The organism is Mesorhizobium muleiense, from assembly GCF_900099905.1.
Classification (GTDB): Bacteria; Pseudomonadota; Alphaproteobacteria; order Rhizobiales; family Rhizobiaceae; genus Mesorhizobium; species Mesorhizobium muleiense.
Map to the genome: position 1 here is coordinate 208,743 of NZ_FNEE01000002.1, position 19,272 is coordinate 228,014.

General features: G+C 61.8%; 22 protein-coding genes. 5 read left to right on the top strand and 17 right to left on the bottom strand.

The annotated features are described in order from the left end of the window. Positions 1 to 54 precede the first annotated feature (54 nt). Complete coding sequence (locus tag BLT09_RS33485) at positions 55 to 357, top strand: hypothetical protein (protein ID WP_139172518.1); 303 nt, start codon at positions 55 to 57, stop codon at positions 355 to 357. A gap of 704 nt (positions 358 to 1,061) precedes the next feature. Here the strand turns inward: BLT09_RS33485 and BLT09_RS04890 are convergent. The 11 genes from BLT09_RS04890 to BLT09_RS35455 form a co-directional block, all read right to left on the bottom strand. Then, positions 1,062 to 1,424, bottom strand: coding sequence for a single-stranded DNA-binding protein (locus tag BLT09_RS04890; RefSeq protein ID WP_167366342.1), 363 nt, complete (start codon positions 1,422 to 1,424; stop codon positions 1,062 to 1,064). 322 nt (positions 1,425 to 1,746) lie between these two features. Then, positions 1,747 to 2,454, bottom strand: a complete 708-nt coding sequence (locus BLT09_RS04895; RefSeq protein WP_091591134.1) for a DUF3102 domain-containing protein — start codon at positions 2,452 to 2,454, stop codon at positions 1,747 to 1,749. After that, on the bottom strand, positions 2,451 to 3,326 hold the full coding sequence (locus BLT09_RS04900; protein ID WP_091591135.1) for a ParB/Srx family N-terminal domain-containing protein: 876 nt from the start codon (positions 3,324 to 3,326) through the stop codon (positions 2,451 to 2,453). The genes BLT09_RS04895 and BLT09_RS04900 overlap by 4 nt, the downstream gene beginning before the upstream one ends. Further along, positions 3,323 to 3,547, bottom strand: a complete 225-nt coding sequence (locus BLT09_RS04905) for a hypothetical protein (protein WP_091591137.1) — start codon at positions 3,545 to 3,547, stop codon at positions 3,323 to 3,325. The genes BLT09_RS04900 and BLT09_RS04905 overlap by 4 nt, the downstream gene beginning before the upstream one ends. Before the next feature lie 390 nt (positions 3,548 to 3,937). Beyond that, positions 3,938 to 5,164 (bottom strand): tyrosine-type recombinase/integrase, encoded by a 1,227-nt coding sequence (locus tag BLT09_RS04910; protein ID WP_091591139.1) that lies wholly within the window; start codon positions 5,162 to 5,164, stop codon positions 3,938 to 3,940. 574 nt (positions 5,165 to 5,738) lie between these two features. Then, positions 5,739 to 6,104: a PRC-barrel domain-containing protein gene (locus tag BLT09_RS04920; protein WP_023799241.1), complete on the bottom strand. Its 366-nt coding sequence runs from the start codon at positions 6,102 to 6,104 to the stop codon at positions 5,739 to 5,741. 97 nt (positions 6,105 to 6,201) lie between these two features. After that, complete coding sequence (locus BLT09_RS04925; RefSeq protein ID WP_023799242.1) at positions 6,202 to 6,405, bottom strand: dodecin family protein; 204 nt, start codon at positions 6,403 to 6,405, stop codon at positions 6,202 to 6,204. Between the two features lie 100 nt (positions 6,406 to 6,505). Beyond that, positions 6,506 to 7,336: a 3-deoxy-8-phosphooctulonate synthase gene (gene kdsA, locus BLT09_RS04930; protein WP_023799243.1), complete on the bottom strand. Its 831-nt coding sequence runs from the start codon at positions 7,334 to 7,336 to the stop codon at positions 6,506 to 6,508. Beyond that, on the bottom strand, positions 7,333 to 8,244 hold the full coding sequence (locus tag BLT09_RS04935; RefSeq protein ID WP_236473403.1) for a VOC family protein: 912 nt from the start codon (positions 8,242 to 8,244) through the stop codon (positions 7,333 to 7,335). Before BLT09_RS04935 ends, kdsA begins: the two co-directional genes overlap by 4 nt. A gap of 207 nt (positions 8,245 to 8,451) precedes the next feature. After that, entirely contained in the window at positions 8,452 to 8,742 is a 291-nt protein-coding gene (locus tag BLT09_RS04940) for a Dabb family protein (RefSeq protein WP_091591144.1), read from the bottom strand. Positions 8,743 to 8,850: 108 nt separating this feature from the next. Beyond that, positions 8,851 to 8,985 (bottom strand): hypothetical protein, encoded by a 135-nt coding sequence (locus BLT09_RS35455; protein ID WP_023799246.1) that lies wholly within the window; start codon positions 8,983 to 8,985, stop codon positions 8,851 to 8,853. 243 nt (positions 8,986 to 9,228) lie between these two features. On the opposite strand from BLT09_RS35455, the gene BLT09_RS04945 reads away from it, so the two are divergent. Beyond that, a complete protein-coding gene (locus BLT09_RS04945; RefSeq protein ID WP_091591145.1) occupies positions 9,229 to 10,485 on the top strand; it encodes an SAM-dependent methyltransferase in 1,257 nt (418 codons plus the stop codon). 207 nt (positions 10,486 to 10,692) lie between these two features. On the opposite strand, the gene BLT09_RS04950 is transcribed toward BLT09_RS04945, so the two are convergent. Further along, complete coding sequence (locus tag BLT09_RS04950) at positions 10,693 to 11,958, bottom strand: NAD(P)/FAD-dependent oxidoreductase (protein ID WP_091591147.1); 1,266 nt, start codon at positions 11,956 to 11,958, stop codon at positions 10,693 to 10,695. A 267-nt stretch (positions 11,959 to 12,225) separates the two neighbouring features. On the opposite strand from BLT09_RS04950, the gene BLT09_RS04955 reads away from it, so the two are divergent. After that, positions 12,226 to 12,828, top strand: coding sequence for a 5-formyltetrahydrofolate cyclo-ligase (locus BLT09_RS04955; protein WP_167366358.1), 603 nt, complete (start codon positions 12,226 to 12,228; stop codon positions 12,826 to 12,828). Here the strand turns inward: BLT09_RS04955 and BLT09_RS04960 are convergent. After that, on the bottom strand, positions 12,825 to 13,298 hold the full coding sequence (locus BLT09_RS04960) for an Lrp/AsnC family transcriptional regulator (protein WP_023799250.1): 474 nt from the start codon (positions 13,296 to 13,298) through the stop codon (positions 12,825 to 12,827). The genes BLT09_RS04955 and BLT09_RS04960 overlap by 4 nt on opposite strands. Positions 13,299 to 13,457: 159 nt before the next feature. Here BLT09_RS04960 and ald point away from each other — a divergent pair, with 159 nt between their 5' ends. Next, positions 13,458 to 14,573, top strand: coding sequence for an alanine dehydrogenase (gene ald / locus BLT09_RS04965; protein ID WP_091591151.1), 1,116 nt, complete (start codon positions 13,458 to 13,460; stop codon positions 14,571 to 14,573). Positions 14,574 to 14,774: 201 nt separating this feature from the next. After that, positions 14,775 to 16,076 carry an outer membrane protein gene (locus tag BLT09_RS04970; protein ID WP_091591153.1) on the top strand — a complete coding sequence of 434 codons (1,302 nt, stop codon included), beginning with the start codon at positions 14,775 to 14,777 and terminating at the stop codon, positions 16,074 to 16,076. Between the two features lie 249 nt (positions 16,077 to 16,325). On the opposite strand, the gene BLT09_RS04975 is transcribed toward BLT09_RS04970, so the two are convergent. The 4 genes from BLT09_RS04975 to sseA all read right to left on the bottom strand — a co-directional run bounded on the left by BLT09_RS04975 (position 16,326) and on the right by sseA (position 19,210). Beyond that, complete coding sequence (locus BLT09_RS04975; RefSeq protein ID WP_091591155.1) at positions 16,326 to 16,793, bottom strand: DUF1203 domain-containing protein; 468 nt, start codon at positions 16,791 to 16,793, stop codon at positions 16,326 to 16,328. 77 nt (positions 16,794 to 16,870) lie between these two features. Beyond that, positions 16,871 to 17,677, bottom strand: coding sequence for a 4-hydroxy-tetrahydrodipicolinate reductase (gene dapB / locus BLT09_RS04980; RefSeq protein WP_091591156.1), 807 nt, complete (start codon positions 17,675 to 17,677; stop codon positions 16,871 to 16,873). Positions 17,678 to 17,789: 112 nt separating this feature from the next. After that, positions 17,790 to 18,353, bottom strand: coding sequence for a GNAT family N-acetyltransferase (locus BLT09_RS04985; protein WP_027154015.1), 564 nt, complete (start codon positions 18,351 to 18,353; stop codon positions 17,790 to 17,792). Positions 18,354 to 18,358: 5 nt separating this feature from the next. Beyond that, on the bottom strand, positions 18,359 to 19,210 hold the full coding sequence (sseA, locus tag BLT09_RS04990) for a 3-mercaptopyruvate sulfurtransferase (RefSeq protein WP_091591158.1): 852 nt from the start codon (positions 19,208 to 19,210) through the stop codon (positions 18,359 to 18,361). Positions 19,211 to 19,272: the final 62 nt, after the last annotated feature.

Sequence of the window (19,272 nt, forward strand, 5' to 3'; positions counted from 1 at the left end):
CGTCCAGCCAGCGGCTTGTGATAACTGAAACAGTTCAGGGGAGATCGGTCCGGCATGAACATCAAAGAGGGTTTGAAGCGGGTCTACATTTTCGCTGTTTGTATCGGCGCTGCGGGATTTTGGATTTTAGTCACCAACACCCACGCGTCTCGTTCCCCCTTCCGTATATGCGATGTCCCACCGAAACCAGTAGTCGAAGGTGAGCGTCGCTTAAGAGCCTTCGGCTTTCTCGACTGCCGCATCGACTATGTTGAAGCCTCCGTGTGGTTTGTGTCGCTCTTAGCGATTGCAGCCGCACTGTGGGTCGTTGGTTGGTGGCTTTATGGATGGATTAAACGGGGTTTTGAGACGCCATGACCAAACTCTTCTCTTTCTGTGCGACAAATGGCTGTCCTGACCGCGATACTCGTCTTCATCCCGGACGTTGAGCGTTCGCTTGCCGACCAGATCGGCCTTCCGCCAGTTCATCTTCGTCATCGTTGCTCTCCTCCTTTTTTTTGCATAGCTACCCCTTTTCCGCCTTGATATGGACTTCGCCACCTCAAGCCCCGGACCATGGGGATAAGCCTCTCGGCCTACGCGTACTCAGTGCCTTTCCCAGCAAGCAGAAGGTGGCCGGGCTCAGCTCAGACGGCTTTTTTTCGGCAGCCGTCCCACCACGCCGTTGGTCGTTACGGCGCAGTGCCTCTTACCGTTTCCGGGGGATGCCCGGACCATCAAGGCTGCGGGTCGCAAGGGGTCAGCGTTGCCCGCTATTTGGATTCCCGGCTTGGTCAGCGGCACCGGGCGGGCCGGAGGGTTCTCATCAGCACCCGAAAGGGTGATCGGCACGGGCAGAACCGAAAATAGACGGCCGATTGGTCGAGGGCATGCTTGTGCAACCCGGCCGGGAACCTCCGTGCTGACGCCGGGCTGCGGGGTGAAGTAACTTGTGCGGTGATGTGAAACGGCATATGTACGGCTTGGGTCAGCGTTGCCCCGCTCGATAGCGGGCACGTTACTGAAGCCGCTTCCGGGCATCGGTTCGGGGCGGCTTTTTTTTGCATGTGCGGGGCGGGCCATCATGCGAGGTTGAGCTGCTGCTCCTCCCTCGGCTGTTGGCGTTTCCTGCCGCCGGCTGGCCTGACGGTGCGGGCCGAAATGACGGTGTCGGCGATGATCTGAAGCTGTTCGCGCTGGTTGCCGTCGCGGTCTCGCCAGCGATTGACCTGAAGCTTGCCGGATATCGAAAGCAGATCGCCCTTGTCGTGGCGGAGCAGCAGTTCGGCGATCTTGCCGAAGGCGACGATGCTCAACCAGAGCGGCGGGCCGCCCTCACTGGCGATGTCGCAGGCGATGGAAGCAGTGGCCCAAGTATTCCCGGCGGCTGAGGTTCGCTGAACTGGGTCTTGGCCAATCCGGCCGTAAACGGATGCGTGGAACAAAAAAAGAACTCCCTTACGAAAACCTTTGAACGGCCCAGCGCCCCGGCGGCGAAAAACCCCCGTGACGCTGGCCCATCCGATTTCCGTGGTAAGTTCAACTACATACTACTACCGTCACCGGCTAAAGCAACCAGTTTTGACTTGAACTTGTGACGGTAAAATGATACCACACATGCGGGTGTTTGCTCCGTGGAAGACTTCACCCCCCGCCGTCTCCTGCCGGGCTTGAACTCCCACCGCAGGAGGCGGTCCCTCCATCCCCATCCCGACCCTATTTCCCGTGGCCGCCGCCAGACCGCGCAGTGCCGCCCGATTCGCCCGCTCAATCGCTATTGTGTACGGAGCGGTTGTTCAAATCCGCAACCGTTGCGGATTTGCGCCTGCGTCGTTTGCGTGGTGTGGGCGGCGTCGGGCCGACGCGGTTATGGATCGCCTCGATCTCGCGATCGATTTCCTCGATTGTCATTAGGTGCTGGCTCGTTGCCAAGAACGACCGCCAAGAAGCAATGAACTCGGCAGACGGTTCTCTCATGCCCCATGGCTTGCGCCACTTCGGCCCATCGCCTGTCAGCCAGTCGCACGGGCTCAAAAATTGCTTCTGTGACAGATACTCGACGTGTTGGGCGGCCCCGTCAGGATACCAATGCCACTCTTGTGCGAGGAACAAGATGAAGAGATACCACTCCCGCTTGCCCTGCTCGGTGCAGTGGCAAAACGGCTTGTAGCCGGGATCAAAAATCTTCTCGAATTCAGCGGAAGCGGCCTGCAATCCAAGAGCTGCAACAATTTCTGGCGGGTTACCCGACTTCGCGATCTTCATGTAGAGCTGCGCGGTGCGCTCGGCTAAGGCGCACTGCTCGCGCAGCCAAGGCAACCATTCGCCATGCTTCACGAGCGCCTTGGCCTCGATGAGGGCGTGCCCTGCATCTATGGCGCATTGAGCCGCCGTCTTGGCCGCCTCCTGCACGTCTGCATGTGCGCGGCGGATTTCAGCGGCTAGGACGGGAAGCCGGTTCGATTCATCGTTCATTGCAGCCTCCCGCCGGGCGGCATCGGCCGCGAGGTGAACAGGTCGCCCGGAAATTTGGGGTGCAGCCTGATGTTCTGGATGAACTGCCGGGCGTCCTCTTTCGACAGCCGATTCCAGATCGCCATCGCATCAGCGAGGGTGGTGTATTGCGACAGGTTGACGGGCGGCCGCTTCGGTTGCTCAGGAAGCGTATCCACCAGACGGACGACATTGGCCGGCTCCGGCGGCGGTTCATCCGGCGCGGTGATGAGCACGGTGGGCCTGCTGGGCAGCTGGGCCTTGCCGTATAGCGATTTCGCCAACACGTCCTGAACGGATAGGATAGAGGCGGCGTTACGCTTGGCGTGACCGGGTTTGTGACGATCACGGGTCCGCGCCTTGCCGTCAGCGCCGACCGTCTTGGTCAACTGGTCAACCTGTCCAGTTGCTTCCATCTCCTCACGGACCTTGCCGACCGTGACGTGACTCGCCTTCACCACTCCGGCGATCTGCCGGTTCGACCGCTCCGGCCCGGCCTTCAGCAATTTGGCGATCAGGTCGCGCTTCTGTTCAGCGGTCAGATGCCGGCGCTTGATGTTGAGCGAAATGACGTAGGCGTAAGGGTCACCACGATCAGCTTTGTCAGTGTGATAATCGTAGACGCTCAACTTGCCGTCTGGAGTGATCAGCTTCTCACCGATCAGCTCTAAGGCATCGAGGCGGTTGCGGCCGTCGAGCAGCCATTCAGTCCCGTCATCGTCGTGCCAGATTATCACCGGTAGCCGAAGGTCATTGGCCTTGATGTCCGCTGCCAACTCGCGCAGCTCCGCCTCGCTCATCATTGGAAACAGGTCGGCGGCCGGGTGGACGCGGATGTGATCGCGCCAGCTCATTTCCGCTTCTCCGAAGCCTTCTCGTTGCGGGCGTCCAACCACGTCTTCCAGTGATCGGTCCTGATGCCGACCTTCCTTTCGCTCAGCCGGGTCAATACCGGGCCGTCATCGGCGTTCAGTAGTTCCTTGAACATCCGCCATGAGATGCGGCCTTCGAGGTCTTCCTGCCAGCGCTCGCGCACCGAGCGGACGCGGAAAGGTGATTCGGTTGTCTCGGACATTGATGCCTCCGGGGAAATGCGTCGCCAGAAAGAAGGCTAAGCCCTATCGCCAATAAAAAGCAACAGGCTGCGGCCAAGAAAACGTAGCAATATGAATGGCTTACGTAACCGCTGCGGTTATAACCGGACCTAAGTTCAAGCGCCGAAACGACAAATTTTTCGCCTTGAGGCGAGAAATTTCCGCTCTACTCACAAGCGCTGCTGGCCGACTTCGCTACGTAGCGAAAGCGCCGGAAAAGGTGGGAAATGTTGGTCAAACGTGACAAACATTCGCTGAGCTGGGGCGGGCGTCGGGGATGACGCGGAGCCAAGGTGCCGCCCGGGATAGAGCAGAAGGCCCACTGGGCGGGGAAGCGCGCAGCGGGCCTCTGTCGGCCCAGTATAGACTGATCAGGCCGACCGCTTCATCTCAACGACGGTGCCGTCCGCCAGCGCCTCGATATAGTCGCCCCACTTAGTCAGCGCCTGACGTTTCTGCGGCTCATAGGTTGACCTGTTGTAGACCGATGCGACGCCTGACCGGTAGGACCGGTGCGACAGGCATTCCTCGATGACATGCGGCAGGATTCCGAGCGTCTCACCCATGTGAGTCGCCATCGACCGGCGCAAATCGTGAATGCGCCAGGGCGTCATCGGCTTGGTGACGCCGGCCGCCTTGCGCGCCTTGGCGATCTGCCGGTCTAGCTCCGCCTTGGTGAAGCTGAAACTGCTGAACAGGCCGAACACCGGGCCGCCCTTTTCTGGCCGCTCCGGCAACAACGCCAACGCCTGCGCACTGAGTGGAACGCGATGTTCCATCTTCGCCTTCATGCGCTCTGCCGGGATGACCCAAAGCGCCTTGTCCAGATCGAACTCCGACCAGTCGGCGTTGGCGACTTCGTTCCGCCGCAGACCGAGCAAGAGCAGCAGCTTGATGATCTTGTTGCCGATGCTGTCGTCCACCGATGCGGCGTCCCACACTTCCACGATCTCGTCGGCGTCCAGCACCCGGTCACGCGACTCCGGCAGCGGCATCTTGCGTATGCCGATCACCGGGTTCGCCTTCGCCAGACCTTCCTCCATGCACCACGTGAAAAAGGCGCTGATGCTTGAGACAAGCACGATGGCGGTCGGCAAGCCGACTTCCTGACGGATGCGGTCGCGCAACGCCTTGACCTTTGCGCCGTCGATCTCATCCAGCGGCACCTTGTGCCACTCCCGGCAGTATTTTGTCAGATGCCGGCGCTGATTGGCCAGACTGCCCGGCCGGTTGCCCTTCTCATTTTTCTGATAGGTCAAGAACGGCTCGATGGGTTCGCCGAACCGGACCTGTGCCTTGATGCGCGCCGCCTCTTCCCGTTTCGCGGCGAGCGGGTTGTCGCCCAGCCGGGCGCGGCTCAAATGGCGGCCGGCTTCCTCGCGGGCCGTCTTGCAGGGCATGCCGGGGATATCGCCAAGCCACATCTTCTGGCCCTTACCGCCGAATTGCCAAGCGATATACCACGCCCGGCTGGTGCCTTTCTTGAGGTCACGGATGCGGCAGGCGAAACCGCTGAGCTGGGTGTCCCACAGCCACACGTCATCGCTTGTCGGACGGAAGGAGGCGACGGCGGCGTCGCTGAGTTTGAGTAGAGGCATAATGGTTCTCCGTGGGTTTGTTTCTGGGGAGGCGCTGGGGAGAGAAACCGTGTCGTTCTCTCTGCCAAGAACCTGAGCAACTATTGCCCACAGATATTTAGCTGCAAGAATTCAGAAAATGCAACCATAGCAACCACTTCGAACCGTAATGACGCTAGTAAAATGACTACTAATAAGCACCAAAAAGCTACTTCAAAAGGCGCTCAAAACTCTTAGCCAAAGTGCCGCAAAACGCAATCGGGGCGTCCGCAAATAGTGCCGCCACTTCCGCCACATCGAATCACGAAGCACAAATTGCTGTCATCATAAGTCATGTCAGTCATAGGCCTTGGCGGCATGCGGCTTTCTGGTTTATGCTCACAGCTGCGCGGGGCGAAACAGGAGGAGTTTCGCCATGTCTCAGTTGAGCGGTATTGTGAGTTTGTTCCTGATCGCGGCGGCGTTTTTGACGTCGTGTGACACTCAGCAGCCTCAACAGGGCGCGGTAGAGTTGTCGACCATTGCAGCGGAGTAGATATCCCAGAGAAAAGGCCCCCGGTTCAACCGGGGGCCTTTTGATTCCGGCAGAGCAAGATCAATGCCAATAAGGCTCGACCCTGTAGTAACTGTATGAAGCATCACGCGCGGCCTCGCCGTCGGCGCCCGTCAATTCGTTGATCGAATAGGCGGGAGCTGCCTTCAGTTGCTCCTTGGTGAACGGCACGACATAGCCGCCCTTGTTCTCGTCATAGTCGAGGCTCGCCCACGGAATGGCGTGGTATTTCTCGCCGATGCCGAGAAATCCGCCAAAGCCGATCACGGCAAACATGATTCCATTCGACAATTTGTCGAGCATGACATCCTCGATGTCGCCGATGTGCGTGCCTTCCGTGTTGTAGACGGAAGTGCCGATCACCCGCGAGGCAGCGATGGCTTCAGTATGTCCTGTCTGGGTTGTCATGATGTGCTCCTCTTGTCGTTCACTTCAGCTTCGACAATGAGGAGAGGGCTGCGAAGGTTCCAGACTTTTATGGACGCGGTCATACGTGCAGGGCTGATCACTCAGCGAGGATGAAGGTGACCTTCATGTTGACGCGGTAGGCGGAGATCGTGCCGTTCTCGACGACGACCTTCTGGTCCTGGATCCAGGCGCCTTCGACGTTCTTCAATGTCTTTGCTGCGCGGGCAATCCCCTGTTCGATGGCGTCCTGAAAGCTCTTATTCGACGATGATGTGATTTCGGTGACGCGGGCGACGGACATGGCTTCCTCCTCCAAGGCACTCGGTTGCCTGGGCAGCGTACAACCGGCGCCTGTTGATCACAAGTTCTGGTCGGACTTAGGGCTGGGCCGCTGAACTTGCTCAGCCCTTGGCGACGCGATCGAATGCCATCAGCCTTTCAAGCAGCGCCCGAAGGTCCTTCAGCGGCACCATGTTGGGACCGTCGGAGGGGGCGTTGTCGGGATCCTGATGCGTCTCGATGAAGACGCCGGCGACACCGACCGCAACCGCGGCGCGCGCCAGCGTCTCGACGAAGCGCCGATCGCCGCCTGACGAGCCGCCCTGCCCGCCCGGCTGCTGCACCGAATGCGTGGCGTCGAAAATCACGGGCGCGCCGATCTCGGCCATGATCGGCAGGGCGCGCATATCGGACACTAGCGTGTTGTAGCCGAAGGACGCGCCGCGCTCGGTGACCAGCACATTGGCGTTGCCGGAACCGGTGACCTTGGCGACGACGTTCTTCATGTCCCACGGCGCGAGGAACTGGCCCTTCTTCACATTGACGACCTTGCCGGTTCTTGCCGCCGCGATCAGCAGATCGGTCTGGCGACTGAGGAAAGCCGGAATCTGCAGGATATCGACATGCGGCGCCACGAGCGCGCACTGTTCCTCGGTGTGGATGTCGGTCAGGATCGGCAGCGAAAACGCCTTGCGCAAATCGTCGAAGACGGGCAGCGCCGCATCGAGCCCGGCGCCGCGCGTGCCGCCAAGCGAGGTGCGGTTGGCCTTGTCGTAACTGGTCTTGTAGACGAGGCCTAGCCCGAGCTTCTCGGTCAGTTCCTTCAGCGCGCCAGCCATGTCGAAGGCGTGCTGGCGCGATTCAAGCTGGCACGGGCCGGCAATCAGCGACAGCGGCGCGCTGTTGCCAAAGACGACATTGCCGACGGTTACGGACGAATTGGGCTTGCTCATGCTTTCTCCTGGAAAACGAAGGCCGCACCCTGCCCGGATGCCGGCCGCACGACAATATCATCGCCGCGTATGTCATGTTCGACGGACCTTGCTGCAAGCAGCTTGGCGACCATGGCGGCGGAACCAACTAAAAAGACGATCGCCGCGAAGCGGAGGTTCGATGGCGCGCCGGCAGGTATGCCGAAGCGCGTTTCGAAGGCGGCGGGGTCAAGCAGGGTCAAGGTCGCGTTCGGCAGGTCAAGCGCGGTGCTGCTCCCCTGCCCGGTCGCCGGACTGCGCGTCGCGATCGAAATCAATCGGTGCTGTTCGGCTGGCTCGGTGCTGACCGCCACGACTTCGATGATGCCGGTTGCGCCATTGGCGTGGACCTGCAGCGCGCTGCGGTCCACTTTCGGCGCATTGATCCGCTCGCAGGCAAACAGGAATGCATCCGTCGCCCCGGTGCCGGAGGCGAAGGCCAGTTTGAACGATGCCGTGTCGCTGTTTCCCGCCGAGTCGGTGAAGGCGCGCGAAAAGCTCAGCATGTCTCCAGCCGACAGGCCGGCTTCGACATAGCGTGCGTGGTCGGCATCCGCACTTTGGGTGCCCAGGACAAGGGCGGAAAATCCCTCATCGCCGCAGCTGTCGCGATAGGCGCGATCGCGCGCGACGAAGGCGTTGCCGTCGGCGATCGCTTTCGCCGCCGCTTGCGCATTGCCCACTGCCAGCAACTCGAGATAGGTGCCGTCCTCAAGGAAGACGCAGCAGTTTTCCGTGCCGAAAGGATGGATGCCGGTCGGCGCCACAACAAAGCCAAGCGAAACCAGCCGCGCCCGCGCCACGTCGAGGCTGGCGGTCGGCAGCACAAGATGGTCAAGGGGACAAGCGCCGGGCGGGTAAGCGCCGGGCGAATGAGGGCGTGCTGGCATCGTTTCGGTCATGCCGGCGCGGTGTGCATCATTCCGGAAGTTGGTTCAAGGGCCCTCGCCTGATGCGCAGGGATTTCATGGCGGCAGCGGTCGTCGCGATGGCTGTTCTTGGCCATGCTGGCCTGGGACGCGCCGAAGCGGCCGGGCGCTGATCCGACCGAACCAACCGCCGCAGACGGGTGCGCTCCTGCTTCGGTCAGTTTCCCTTCAAGTCGCAGCCACGATGTCCGCCGAATAGCGCAGTTCGCGCAGCGGTTTGACCTGGCTGGTCGTCTCGGCATAGAGCGGATGCGCCTTGTAGGCGGCCAGAGCGGCGTCATCCTCGAACTCGGCATAAACGACCACGTCGATCTCGTCCGAAAGCGGGTCGACCTTGCTGTTGAGCGTCACCTCGAACAGACAGGAATGGGGGATGTTGCCCAGCGCCAGCAAGCCCGTGCGTACGGCCTCGACGTCCTCTTTGTGCCGTGCGCTGAAGAAAACGATATGCCGGATCAACCCCAGCCTCCTCGATCGATGTGCAGCCATGTTTTGTGTGGGCAACACGATTGCGTCAACCGGCAACGATGTCGCGGCAACAACGCGTTGGGGCGAAGGCGAGGAAACCTACATCATGCTGGTGATGTAGCGCACGATGCGGTTAATCTCCCTGACCGTGGTGTCGAGATAGCTGCCCTGATTGTAGAGCCCGTCCCAGATCAGGAAGAACGTGACGGCGCAGATGACGATGACATAACGCATGGCTAAAACTACTGCATCCGGGTGGCTGCAACCATAGTGATTCCGGCGTTGATCAGCGCCCTCCCCCAAAATCTTTCCATGATCCGTGCTCGCTTGCCTTGGCTCTTGAAGTTCCCCTTGATGACGTGAAAGATTGCTGCGGGGATTCATCGGGAAGCGGCGTTCGCGCCCTGCCGATGAACTGCGAGAGAGTTGCAAACCGGCGATTTTGCGCCGGCGCCGCAGAAGTCCCGGGGGCGTGACATGGCTCACAAGGAAGACACCAGCGTTGCGTCGGGCGACGCGGTCAGATTGGACGAATTCAATTTCGCCGAGACCGTCAAAGGCCTGCCGGCCAAGGCGCGCATGGTGCTGTCGGCGGCGATGAACCTGCCGCGTGGCTCGCTCAAGGTGAGGATGCCGGACGGCCGCGCCGTCCTCGTCGGCGGCAAGGGCCCGGGTCCGGACGCCGAACTGGTGCTCAAGAACTGGCGCCTGCCCGGCCGCGCCTTCACCGGCGGCACCATCGGCATCGCCGAATCCTACATCGACGGCGATTGGGACAGTCCCGATGTGACCAGTTTCCTGGAACTGTTCGTCGTCAATTCAGAAATCGGAGAGCGCATCGCCGGCGGCGCCAGCTGGTTGATCAACGCCGTCCAGCGTGTCCGCCACTGGTTCAACCAAAACACCCGCACCGGCTCGAAGCGCAACATTTCGGCGCATTACGATCTCGGCAACGCCTTTTACAAGGAATGGCTGGATCCGAGCATGACCTATTCGTCGGCGCTCTATGCGGCTGGTGCCAACGATCTGGAAAGCGCGCAAGCCGCCAAATATCGCGCGCTGGCCAAGGACACGGGCATCGGCGCGAACGACCACGTGCTTGAAATCGGTTGCGGCTGGGGCGGCTTTGCCGAATTCGCGGCGCGCGAGATCGGCTGCCGCGTCACCGGGCTGACAATCAGCCGCGAGCAGCATGATTTCGCCAGAGCACGCGTCCAGAAGGCTGGATTTGCCGACAAGATCGACATCAAGCTGCAGGACTACCGCGACGAAACCGGTTCCTACGACCGCATCGCCTCGATCGAGATGTTCGAGGCGGTCGGCGAAAAGTACTGGCCCGTGTTTTTCGGCAAGATGAAGGATTGCCTGCGGCCTGGCGGCACCGCCGGCCTGCAGATCATCACCATCAACGAGAAAGCCTACGATACCTATCGCGCCCGGCCGGATTTCATCCAGCGTTACGTCTTCCCGGGCGGCATGCTGCCGACGCCGTCGATCCTGAAAACGCTCGGCAAAGACCATGGCCTTGCTCATCTGCGCGAGCGCATTTTCCCGGACGACTATGCCCGCACGCTCGCCGAATGGCGCCACCGTTTTTGTGGGTCATGGGAAAAGATCGTCCCGCTCGGTTTCGACGACCGCTTCAAGAAGCTCTGGGAGTTTTACCTGCATTATTGCGAAGCCGGCTTCCGCGCCAGCTACATCGATGTCCGCCAGGTGGTTTACAGGGCTTAGGCCGGCGACGACTAATTTCCGCATGGGATCAATTGGTTCTCCGTCGAACATCAAGTCGATGATGCGGTTCGAGCCGGCTGCTGTTCAACGGCGTGCCAGCCTTCAACAGCGTGCCAAGTCCTGACCGAAGCACAGCTTCGCGCCTGAATCCGGTCGAGTCCATAAGGGAACAGATGACGTGCGGATGCATGTGCGCGGGCGGAGACGTCAGTTCCTGTCGTCGTCGCCTTGGGTGATCAGCCGCGCGCTGCGCTGCCCTGTCAGGTAGATCCATAGCCAGCTCAGCGAAACCGCAAGCCGGTTACGGAAGCCGATCAGGAAATAGATGTGCGCCAGGCCCCATAGCCACCAGGCCAGCCGGCCGGTGAGCTTGATCCAGCCGAAGTCGATCGCGGCGGCGCGCTTGCCGATCGTCGCCAGATCGCCGTCATGCCTGTAGCGGAAAGGCCGCGGGTTCATGTCGCCGGCAAGCCGGGCCTTGATCGTCGCGGCGACATGCCGGCCCTGCTGCTTGGCGGCGGGTGCTACGCCGGGTACCATGCGGCCATCCGGCCGCAGGACGTGCGCAGCGTCACCGACGACGAAAATCTCCGGGCTGCCCGGCACGGTCAGATCGGGCTCGACCAGCACCCTGCCGGCGCGGTCCGCTGCCGCCCCCAGCCATTCGGCTGCCGGCGAAGCGGCGACGCCTGCTGCCCACAGGATAGTCCTGGCCGGCAGATGCGTTTCACCGAAGACGACACCCTCCGCGTCGCAACGTGTCACCGGCCGACCGAGTTCGACCGTCACGCCAAGCCGCTCGAGCGCCTTGCTGGCATAGTCGGAGAGTTCCGGCGCGAAATTGGGAAGGATACGGTCACCGGCCTCGATCAGCACCACGCGCGTCTGCCGCGTATCGATGTTGCGGAACTCGCCGCGCAGCATCTCGTGCGCCAGTTCGACAATGGTGCCGGCCAGTTCCACGCCGGTCGGTCCGCCACCGACGATCGCCAATGTCAGCAGCGCCTGGCGCTTGGCGGGATCGGTCTCCCGCTCGGCCTGCTCGAAGGCGAGCAGGATGCGCCGTCGAATGGTGGTGGCGTCCTCCAACGTCTTCAGCCCCGGTGCGAAAGGCTCCCACTCGTCATGGCCGAAATAGGCGTGGCGGGCGCCGGTGGCCAGCAGCAGCGTGTCGTATCCAACCGCGCCGCCATCATCGAGCAGCACGTTTCCGCCGGCGCGGTCGACGCCGCTGACGGTGGCCAGCAGTGTCGTCACATCCTTGCGCTTGCGCAGGAGATGGCGGATCGGCCAGGCGACTTCCGAGGTCGCCAGCGCCGTGGTCGCCACCTGATAGAGCAGCGGCTGGAAAAGATGATGGTTGCGCTTGTCGATCATGGTGATGCGCACCGGCGCACCGTCAAGCGCGCGGGTGAATTCGAGACCCCCAAAGCCCGCCCCGACGACGACGACATGATGTCTGGTTTCGTTCATCTCATTCACTCCGGGAGCAGGTTGGGCCAGGAGAGCAGGTGGGGCGGGAGCGCAGACTGGACAGCAATTTCGCCAAGGCTGATGTAGCGACTTTTGTGCACCGCAACAACATCCGACTTTGCCGACTGCCCGCCCTGAGATGTCGCTGTTGTACATGCCCCCATCCTGCCGCCGAGTATAATTTCATCGAGGCAGACGAAAGGAGAGAGGAACTTGGATAGCGATCATGACGACGGTCCGGAGCAATATTCCTCGCCGCCTTGCTTCATGCACGAGCTCGACCCGGAATTCCGGCCGCTCCTATCCGACTGGAACGACGTGAAACGATGGCGCAAGGCCGAGCGCGAGCGGCTGATTGCGGCGCGCCTCGCTGTCCCGGCTGACGCGCGGACGGCAATGTCGCAGCGCATCGGCAAAAACCTCGACGCGGTGATCGGCGACATTGCCGGCCGCATGGTCAGCCTCTACTGGCCGTTCCGCGGCGAGCCGGATTTGCGGGCCTGGATGGCTTCCGTCAATGAGCGCGGCGGCCGTACCGCGCTGCCTGTTGTCGTCGAAAAAGCCCGCCCGCTCATCTTTCGCGCCTACGCACCGGGCGACCGGCTTGAGAAGGGTGTCTGGAACATCCCGATCCCGGCTGGAGGCGATCCGGTGCTGCCCGACATCGTCATCTCGCCTGTCGTCGGCATCGATCCGAGACAGTATCGGCTGGGCTATGGCGGCGGCTTCTTCGACCGCACGCTGGCGGCGATGCCGTTCAAGCCGCTGGTCATCGGTGTCGGCTACGAACTGCAGCGCATCGCCACCATCTACCCGCAGCCGCATGACATCCCGATGGACCGGGTGGTAACGGAGGCTTTCAAAGCCTAGGCAAGTTCCGGCTTCATCCCGACCGCCGTCCGGTCGACGATCTCGCGCAAGGCGAACGACGAGTTGATCTTCGTCACATGCGGCATTGCCGACAGCCATTCCTTGTGGATGCGCTCATAGTCGACGAGGTCCTTTGCCGCGATGCGCAGGATATAATCGTATTCACCCGACATCAGGTGGCAGGACAACACGTTCGGGCAGCGCTTTATCGCCGCCTCGAAATCCGACAGTGTCTTTTCGAATTGCCCCGACAGCGATATATGCACAATCGCCGTCATCTGGTGGCCAAGAGCGGCATTGGACAGCCGGGCGTGGTAGCCGCGGATGGTTCCGGATTTCTCCAGATTGTCCAGCCGCCGCGAGCAGGCCGACTGTGACAGGCCGACCTTCTCGGCAAGCGCCGCGTTGGGTATCCGCCCATCCCGTTGCAACGTTTCGAGGATGGCGATATCAATCCTGTCGAGCGGCATTTTTCGGGATTCCTGCGACAATCCAGCTGTTTTACGCAACGATTATCGAACCGCACCGCCTTGCGCAAGCGTATTCGCAAACACCTACGCGACGATTCGTGGTTCACTGTCTCTCAACAGCGAACATGCCCCAAAAGGCTGGATCAGGAGGAGAAGAAGATGCGCGTCGGCTGCCCCCGGGAAATCAAGAACCACGAATACCGCGTCGGCCTGACGCCGGGATCGGTCCGCGAATATGTCGCGCATGGCCACGAAGTGCTGGTCGAGACCGGCGCCGGCGCCGGCATCGGCGCCGACGACAACGCCTATCGCGCCGCCGGCGCCACCATCGCCAAGACGGCCGCCGACGTGTTTGCCAAGTCCGACATGATCGTCAAGGTCAAGGAGCCGCAGCCCAACGAATGGGTCCAGCTCCGTGACGGCCAGATTCTCTACACCTATCTCCATCTCGCTCCGGATCCGGAGCAGACCAAGGGCCTGCTGGCCTCGGGCGTGACGGCCATCGCCTACGAGACGGTCACCGACGACCGCGGCGGCCTGCCGCTGCTGGCGCCGATGTCGGAAGTCGCGGGCCGCCTATCGATCCAGGCGGGCGCCACCGCGCTGCAGAAGGCCAATGGCGGCCGCGGCGTTCTGCTCGGCGGCGTGCCCGGCGTGCTGCCCGGCAAGGTCACTGTGCTCGGCGGCGGCGTTGTCGGCCTGCATGCCGCACGGATGGCGGCCGGCCTTGGCGCCGACGTCACCATCATCGACCGCTCGATCCCGCGGCTGCGCCAGCTCGACGATATCTTCGGCGGCCGCGTCCACACCCGCTACTCGACGGTCGAGGCGCTGGAAGAGGAATGTTTTTCGGCCGACATCGTCGTCGGCGCCGTGCTGATCCCGGGTGCCGCCGCGCCAAAACTCGTTTCGCGCGAAATGCTGTCGGGAATGAAGAAGGGCTCGGTGCTGGTCGATGTTGCCATCGACCAGGGCGGCTGCTTCGAGACCTCGCACGCCACAACTCATGCCGACCCGACCTATGAGGTCGACGGCGTCGTTCACTATTGCGTCGCCAACATGCCGGGCGCGGTGCCGGTCACCTCGGCCCAGGCGTTGAACAACGCGACGCTGCATTACGGCCTGCAGCTTGCCGACAAAGGCCTGAAGGCGCTGGTCGACGATCATCATTTGCGCAACGGCCTCAATGTCCACAAGGGCAAGATCACCAACCGCGCGGTGGCCGAATCACTCGGCTATGAGTTGGTCGAGCCGAAGGCCGTTCTCGCCGCCTGAACCCGCCGCTGATTCTCTCCCGAAAGAGCCGCCGACGCCCCCGGCGGCTCTTTTTTTCCACAAGAAAATTTCACGGTTTGCGTTCAGCAGACCGGCTTTACCCGTTTTGCTTGCAATGTGTCATTCCTGTGGCTTTTTTGTTACATCCGCCGGCGTGGGCAGGTGCTAGACGGCTGACGGGTTTTTCAAAAGGCAGGGGCAATGACCAGCAAACGATTCGCAAAATCTCTTCTTCTTGGCGCAGTTTCCGTTCTGGCGCTTGGATCGGCTTCTCATGCCGCCGACGCGCTTGTGTCGGTGGTCGAAACGTCGGCCTTCAACTGGAGTGGCATCTATGTCGGCTTTGGCGTTGGCGCCGGCGCCAATGTCCACGAGCTCAGCAGCGACTTCCTTCCGGGCTTCTCGTTGAACGGCATTGGTGGTGAAGGCGTATACGGTGAACTGACCGTTGGATACGACTATATGGTGTCGCCGCGCTTCCTGATCGGCGGACTCCTGGACGCCCATATCGGCAACATTGAAACCACGCTAGATGTAGCTGGACTAGAGGCTTCGGTCCAAGAGACCTACGGCTTCGACGCTGGTTTGCGAGCCGGTTACCTGTTCACGCCGAACACTTTGGGCTATGTGCTCGGCGGCTATTCCTGGCAGAAATACGAACTCGACACCAACGCTGGTTTTGACCTGGATTGGGACCAGAGCGGTTACTTCGTCGGAGCCGGCGTTGAAACGGCCATCAACAGCAACTGGACCATCAAGACAGAATATCGCTATACCCGCTTCGGTACCAATGATGATCTGCTTTCCGAGTTCGGTTTGCCGGATGGCGCCCTCAATATCGACACGTCGCGGCATACGTTCCAGGTCGGGGCCAACTATCGCTTTGGCGCCCAGAATGGCGGCGTCGCCTCTTTTGAAGCGCCTGCCTACAACTGGACCGGCTTCTACGTCGGCGGCGCCGCCGGCGCGGGTGCGTCGGTGCATCAGATCGAGGTTCCGCCGCTTGGCGGGCTCGAGTTCAACGGGCTCGGCGGCGAAGGTGTGTTCGGCGAATTGAACGTCGGCTATGACCATGATTTCGGCAGCTGGGTCGCAGGTGTCATGGTGGATGCCCGCTACTCCGGCATGACTTCCGAGTTGGAAGTTCCAGGCGGATCGATCAATCTGGATACCGATTACGGCTTCGATGTGCTTGCCCGCGTCGGTATGAAAGTCAACGAATCGACACTTGCCTATGTGCTCGGCGGTTACAGCTGGCAGCATTTCGATCTGAATGCGTCTTCGCCCATCGGCGACATCCTCGATTGGGACTCCAGCGGCTTCTCGGTGGGTGGTGGTCTGGAAACGGCCATGTCCAGCAACGTGACCGTCGGCCTCGAATACCGCTACTCGCAGTTCTCGGAGGAGGATTTTTCCTCGGAACTTGGGCTGCCGGACGACACTCTCACCTCCACGCCTTCGTTCCACACCGTTCGCATCGGTGCGAAGTACAAGTTCAACTAATTTTCGAGCCGTCCAGACAACAGTCAAAGCCCGTCGGTCATTCCGGCGGGCTTTTTCTTCGGGTGACGAAATACTTCGGGTGAAGAAATACGGGGGCGGGACAATGCAGGCAGCAAAAAAGCGGAGCCAAAGCCCCGCTTCCTCTGATATCGAGATCTCCCGCCGGTTCATCCGCGGTCGGCAAATCGATCGACAATCATTCCATAACGCGACATTGCGACAGGCGCACGACAGCTGCGACAGATCCGGTCACGCGCGCTCGATCCGGCACTGATAGCAGTTGTTGCGTGCCGAGCGAACATGCACATAGGCGATATCGTCGCGCTCGAACAAACTCTCGGCCCGCGCCGCGATAGCGCCCGTCGGGATGACGCCGCCGCTGCCGTAGACGATGCGATCGTCGCTGCCGTAACCGCGCACGATGTAGTCGCTGCCTTCGAGAATTTCGGGAAGCGCCTCGGCCTCGGCAGCGCGCTCGCAAGGCTCGGCATGCAGGAAGATCGGACCCGTCTCGGCATAAGGCTGCAATTGCGGGAATGGCCGATAAGCCAGGACAAGGTACGCTTCTCCAGCGGCGACGTTCTTCAGGCAGTGGCGGCAAGGCACGCCGTCACCGTCGGATATTTTCCGCTCTGGGATCAGGCCATAGGCGTCCGGCCCGCCGCGCTGCAAAGCTCTGACGCCTTCCGTGGGCAAGGCCTTGAACTGGATGGTCATGGTGCAATCTCCGATGTCGTCGACCGGAAATTACGTCGCTGCGCCAGCGCTTCCCACCCGATTCCTGCCAATCTGGATCAGTCCATCAGCGCGTCGAGACCGCGCACCAGCCCTGTGATCTCCTGTACCCGCCGGATGGCGAGCAGCGTCCCGGCCACATAAGGGGCAGCGGACGAGCCGGCATCGTGCCGGATGGTCAGCCGCTCGTCGGGCAGGCCGAACAGCGCTTCGCAGGACAGGATGTAGGAAGGCAGGCGAAGCGCATGCACCTGCACCCCCTCACCCGTGCCAACCGCCGCACCGCGCGTTCCCGGCACACCGGAGACCTCCGAGACCGGCCGCGCGGTCGAAGCCTTGCGGACATCGGCCAGCGCTTCGGCAAGCTCGCGCGCCGTGCCGGACGGCGCGTCGGGTTTCCTGGCGCTGGCATAGTCGATGACCTCGACATCCGGCACGTATTTCGCCGCCATTAGGGCAAACCGCTTCATCAGCGTGGCGGTGATCGAAAAATTACCGGCGGCAACGACGCCGACATGGTTGGCGCGGGCTGCAGCATCGATCTCGCCGAAATCGGCCGCACCCAGCCCCGAGGTGCCGATCACCACGTGCCGTCCGTTTTCGATGGCCAGCAGCGCATGGTCCTTCACGACATGCGGTTTGGTGTAGTCGACCAGCACGTCCGACGGCACCTCCATTGCCTCGGCCAGCGAGGCGGCAACGATGATGCCGTTTGCCGGCAGGCCGACCAGCAGGCCGGAATCCTGCCCAGCGCCGCTGCGTGACACGGCCGCGGCCAGCGCCATGTCGCCTTGCGCCCCGATCGCCGGAACCAGTGCCTTGCCGACCCAGCCGGTCGCACCGGCCATCACCACCCGAATCATCATTGATCCTCCCATCGCCATTTCGAGCGCCACGCGTTCCCTTGGATGCGTGGCGAACGCTCCAACAGTTTGCCTCCGAGCTGAAGCATCGATGAAATTCAGTCTGCGGAGAAAATCATGGCCGCATGACGCTGGCCGCACGTTCGGCGAAGGTCATTGGATGCACCATCTCCTTCTTTTGCGCGACCGGTTCAAAGCCGAGCTTCTGATAGAGCGGCAATGCCGCTGGATGGTCGAGCGTGCAGGTCTGCACCGTCACCCGCCTTGGCCCGTGCGACCAGGCGGCGTCGATCGCCGCACCCAGGAACCAGCGGCCGATGCCTTGGCCGGTGGCGTGCTCCATCATGCCGAAATAGGCCAGTTCCACTTCTCCCGGCAGATGCGGCTTCAGGTCGAAAAAGCCGGCCGGCGACCCGTCGAGATACAGCACCCTGATGTCCCGGTCCTCGCGGTGGATCCCGGCAGAAAGCTCCTCGTCGCTCAGCCTCAGCACGTTGACCCAGTGCCATTTGCGGCCCACCCGATCCATCAAATAGCGGTAGAAATGCAGCGGAATGTCCTTGGTTTTCAGCAATGCGATCTGGCGGTTATACGGCAGCGGCGGCGAATAGGCCGGCGGCGCATGCATTTCGAGAAACGTCACCGTGACCTCGATGTCTTCAAGCGCGCCGTTTTCCATCGCAGTCAGTCCTTGCCCGTCTCGACGGGCGTATCGCCAAGCCCACCCCATTCGGTCCATGAACCGTCGTAGAGCCTGTTGTCGGTGTGGCCTAGCGTCTCGAGCGCCAGCGTGATCGCCGCCGCCGTAACGCCTGAGCCGCAAGAGGTGACGACCGGCTTTGACAGGTCGATGCCGGCGTCCTCGATCACCTTGCGCAACCGGTCTTTCGACAGCAACTCGCCATCCTCGGCAAGCGCCGAAAACGGCGCATTGCGCGCGCCGGGCATATGACCCGAGCGGACGCCGGCGCGAGGCTCCGGCTCGGTACCGGCAAACCGGCCAGGCGAACGCGCGTCGGCGATCTGGCTTTCTCCGGTCTCGACGATCCGGCGCATGTCGGCCAGGCTGGCGACGCGAGCGGCATCGAAGTCGGCATGGAACACGCAAGGCGCGATCTTCGTCGGCTCCGCCGTCACCGGCCGTCCAGCCGCTTTCCAGCGATCGAAGCCGCCGTCCAATATGTAGACCTGGAACACCCCCATGACACGGAACATCCACCAGGCGCGCGGCGCCGAGAAGAAGCCCGGGCCGTCATAGACAACGATGGTGTCGTCGGCCGAAATGCCCATGGCGCCGACATATTGGGCGAAATGCTGCGGCGACGGCAGTGTGTGCGGCAGTGGGGAATCAGGATCCGAGATCGCATCGTGATCCAGGAAACGGGCGCCCGGAATGTGCGCTGCGTCATATTCGGCGCGCGCGTCGCGTTTCTGCGCCGGCAAATACCAGGACGCGTCGACGATGGTCAGGCCAGGCTCGCCGAGGCGCTTCTGCAACCAGTCCGCATCGATGGTGAAAGGGCTGTCTTCGGCCATTGTTCTTCTCCTGCCCGCCTTCGATAATCTGTTTATCAGGCCGGCTGTTTATCAGGCCGGCT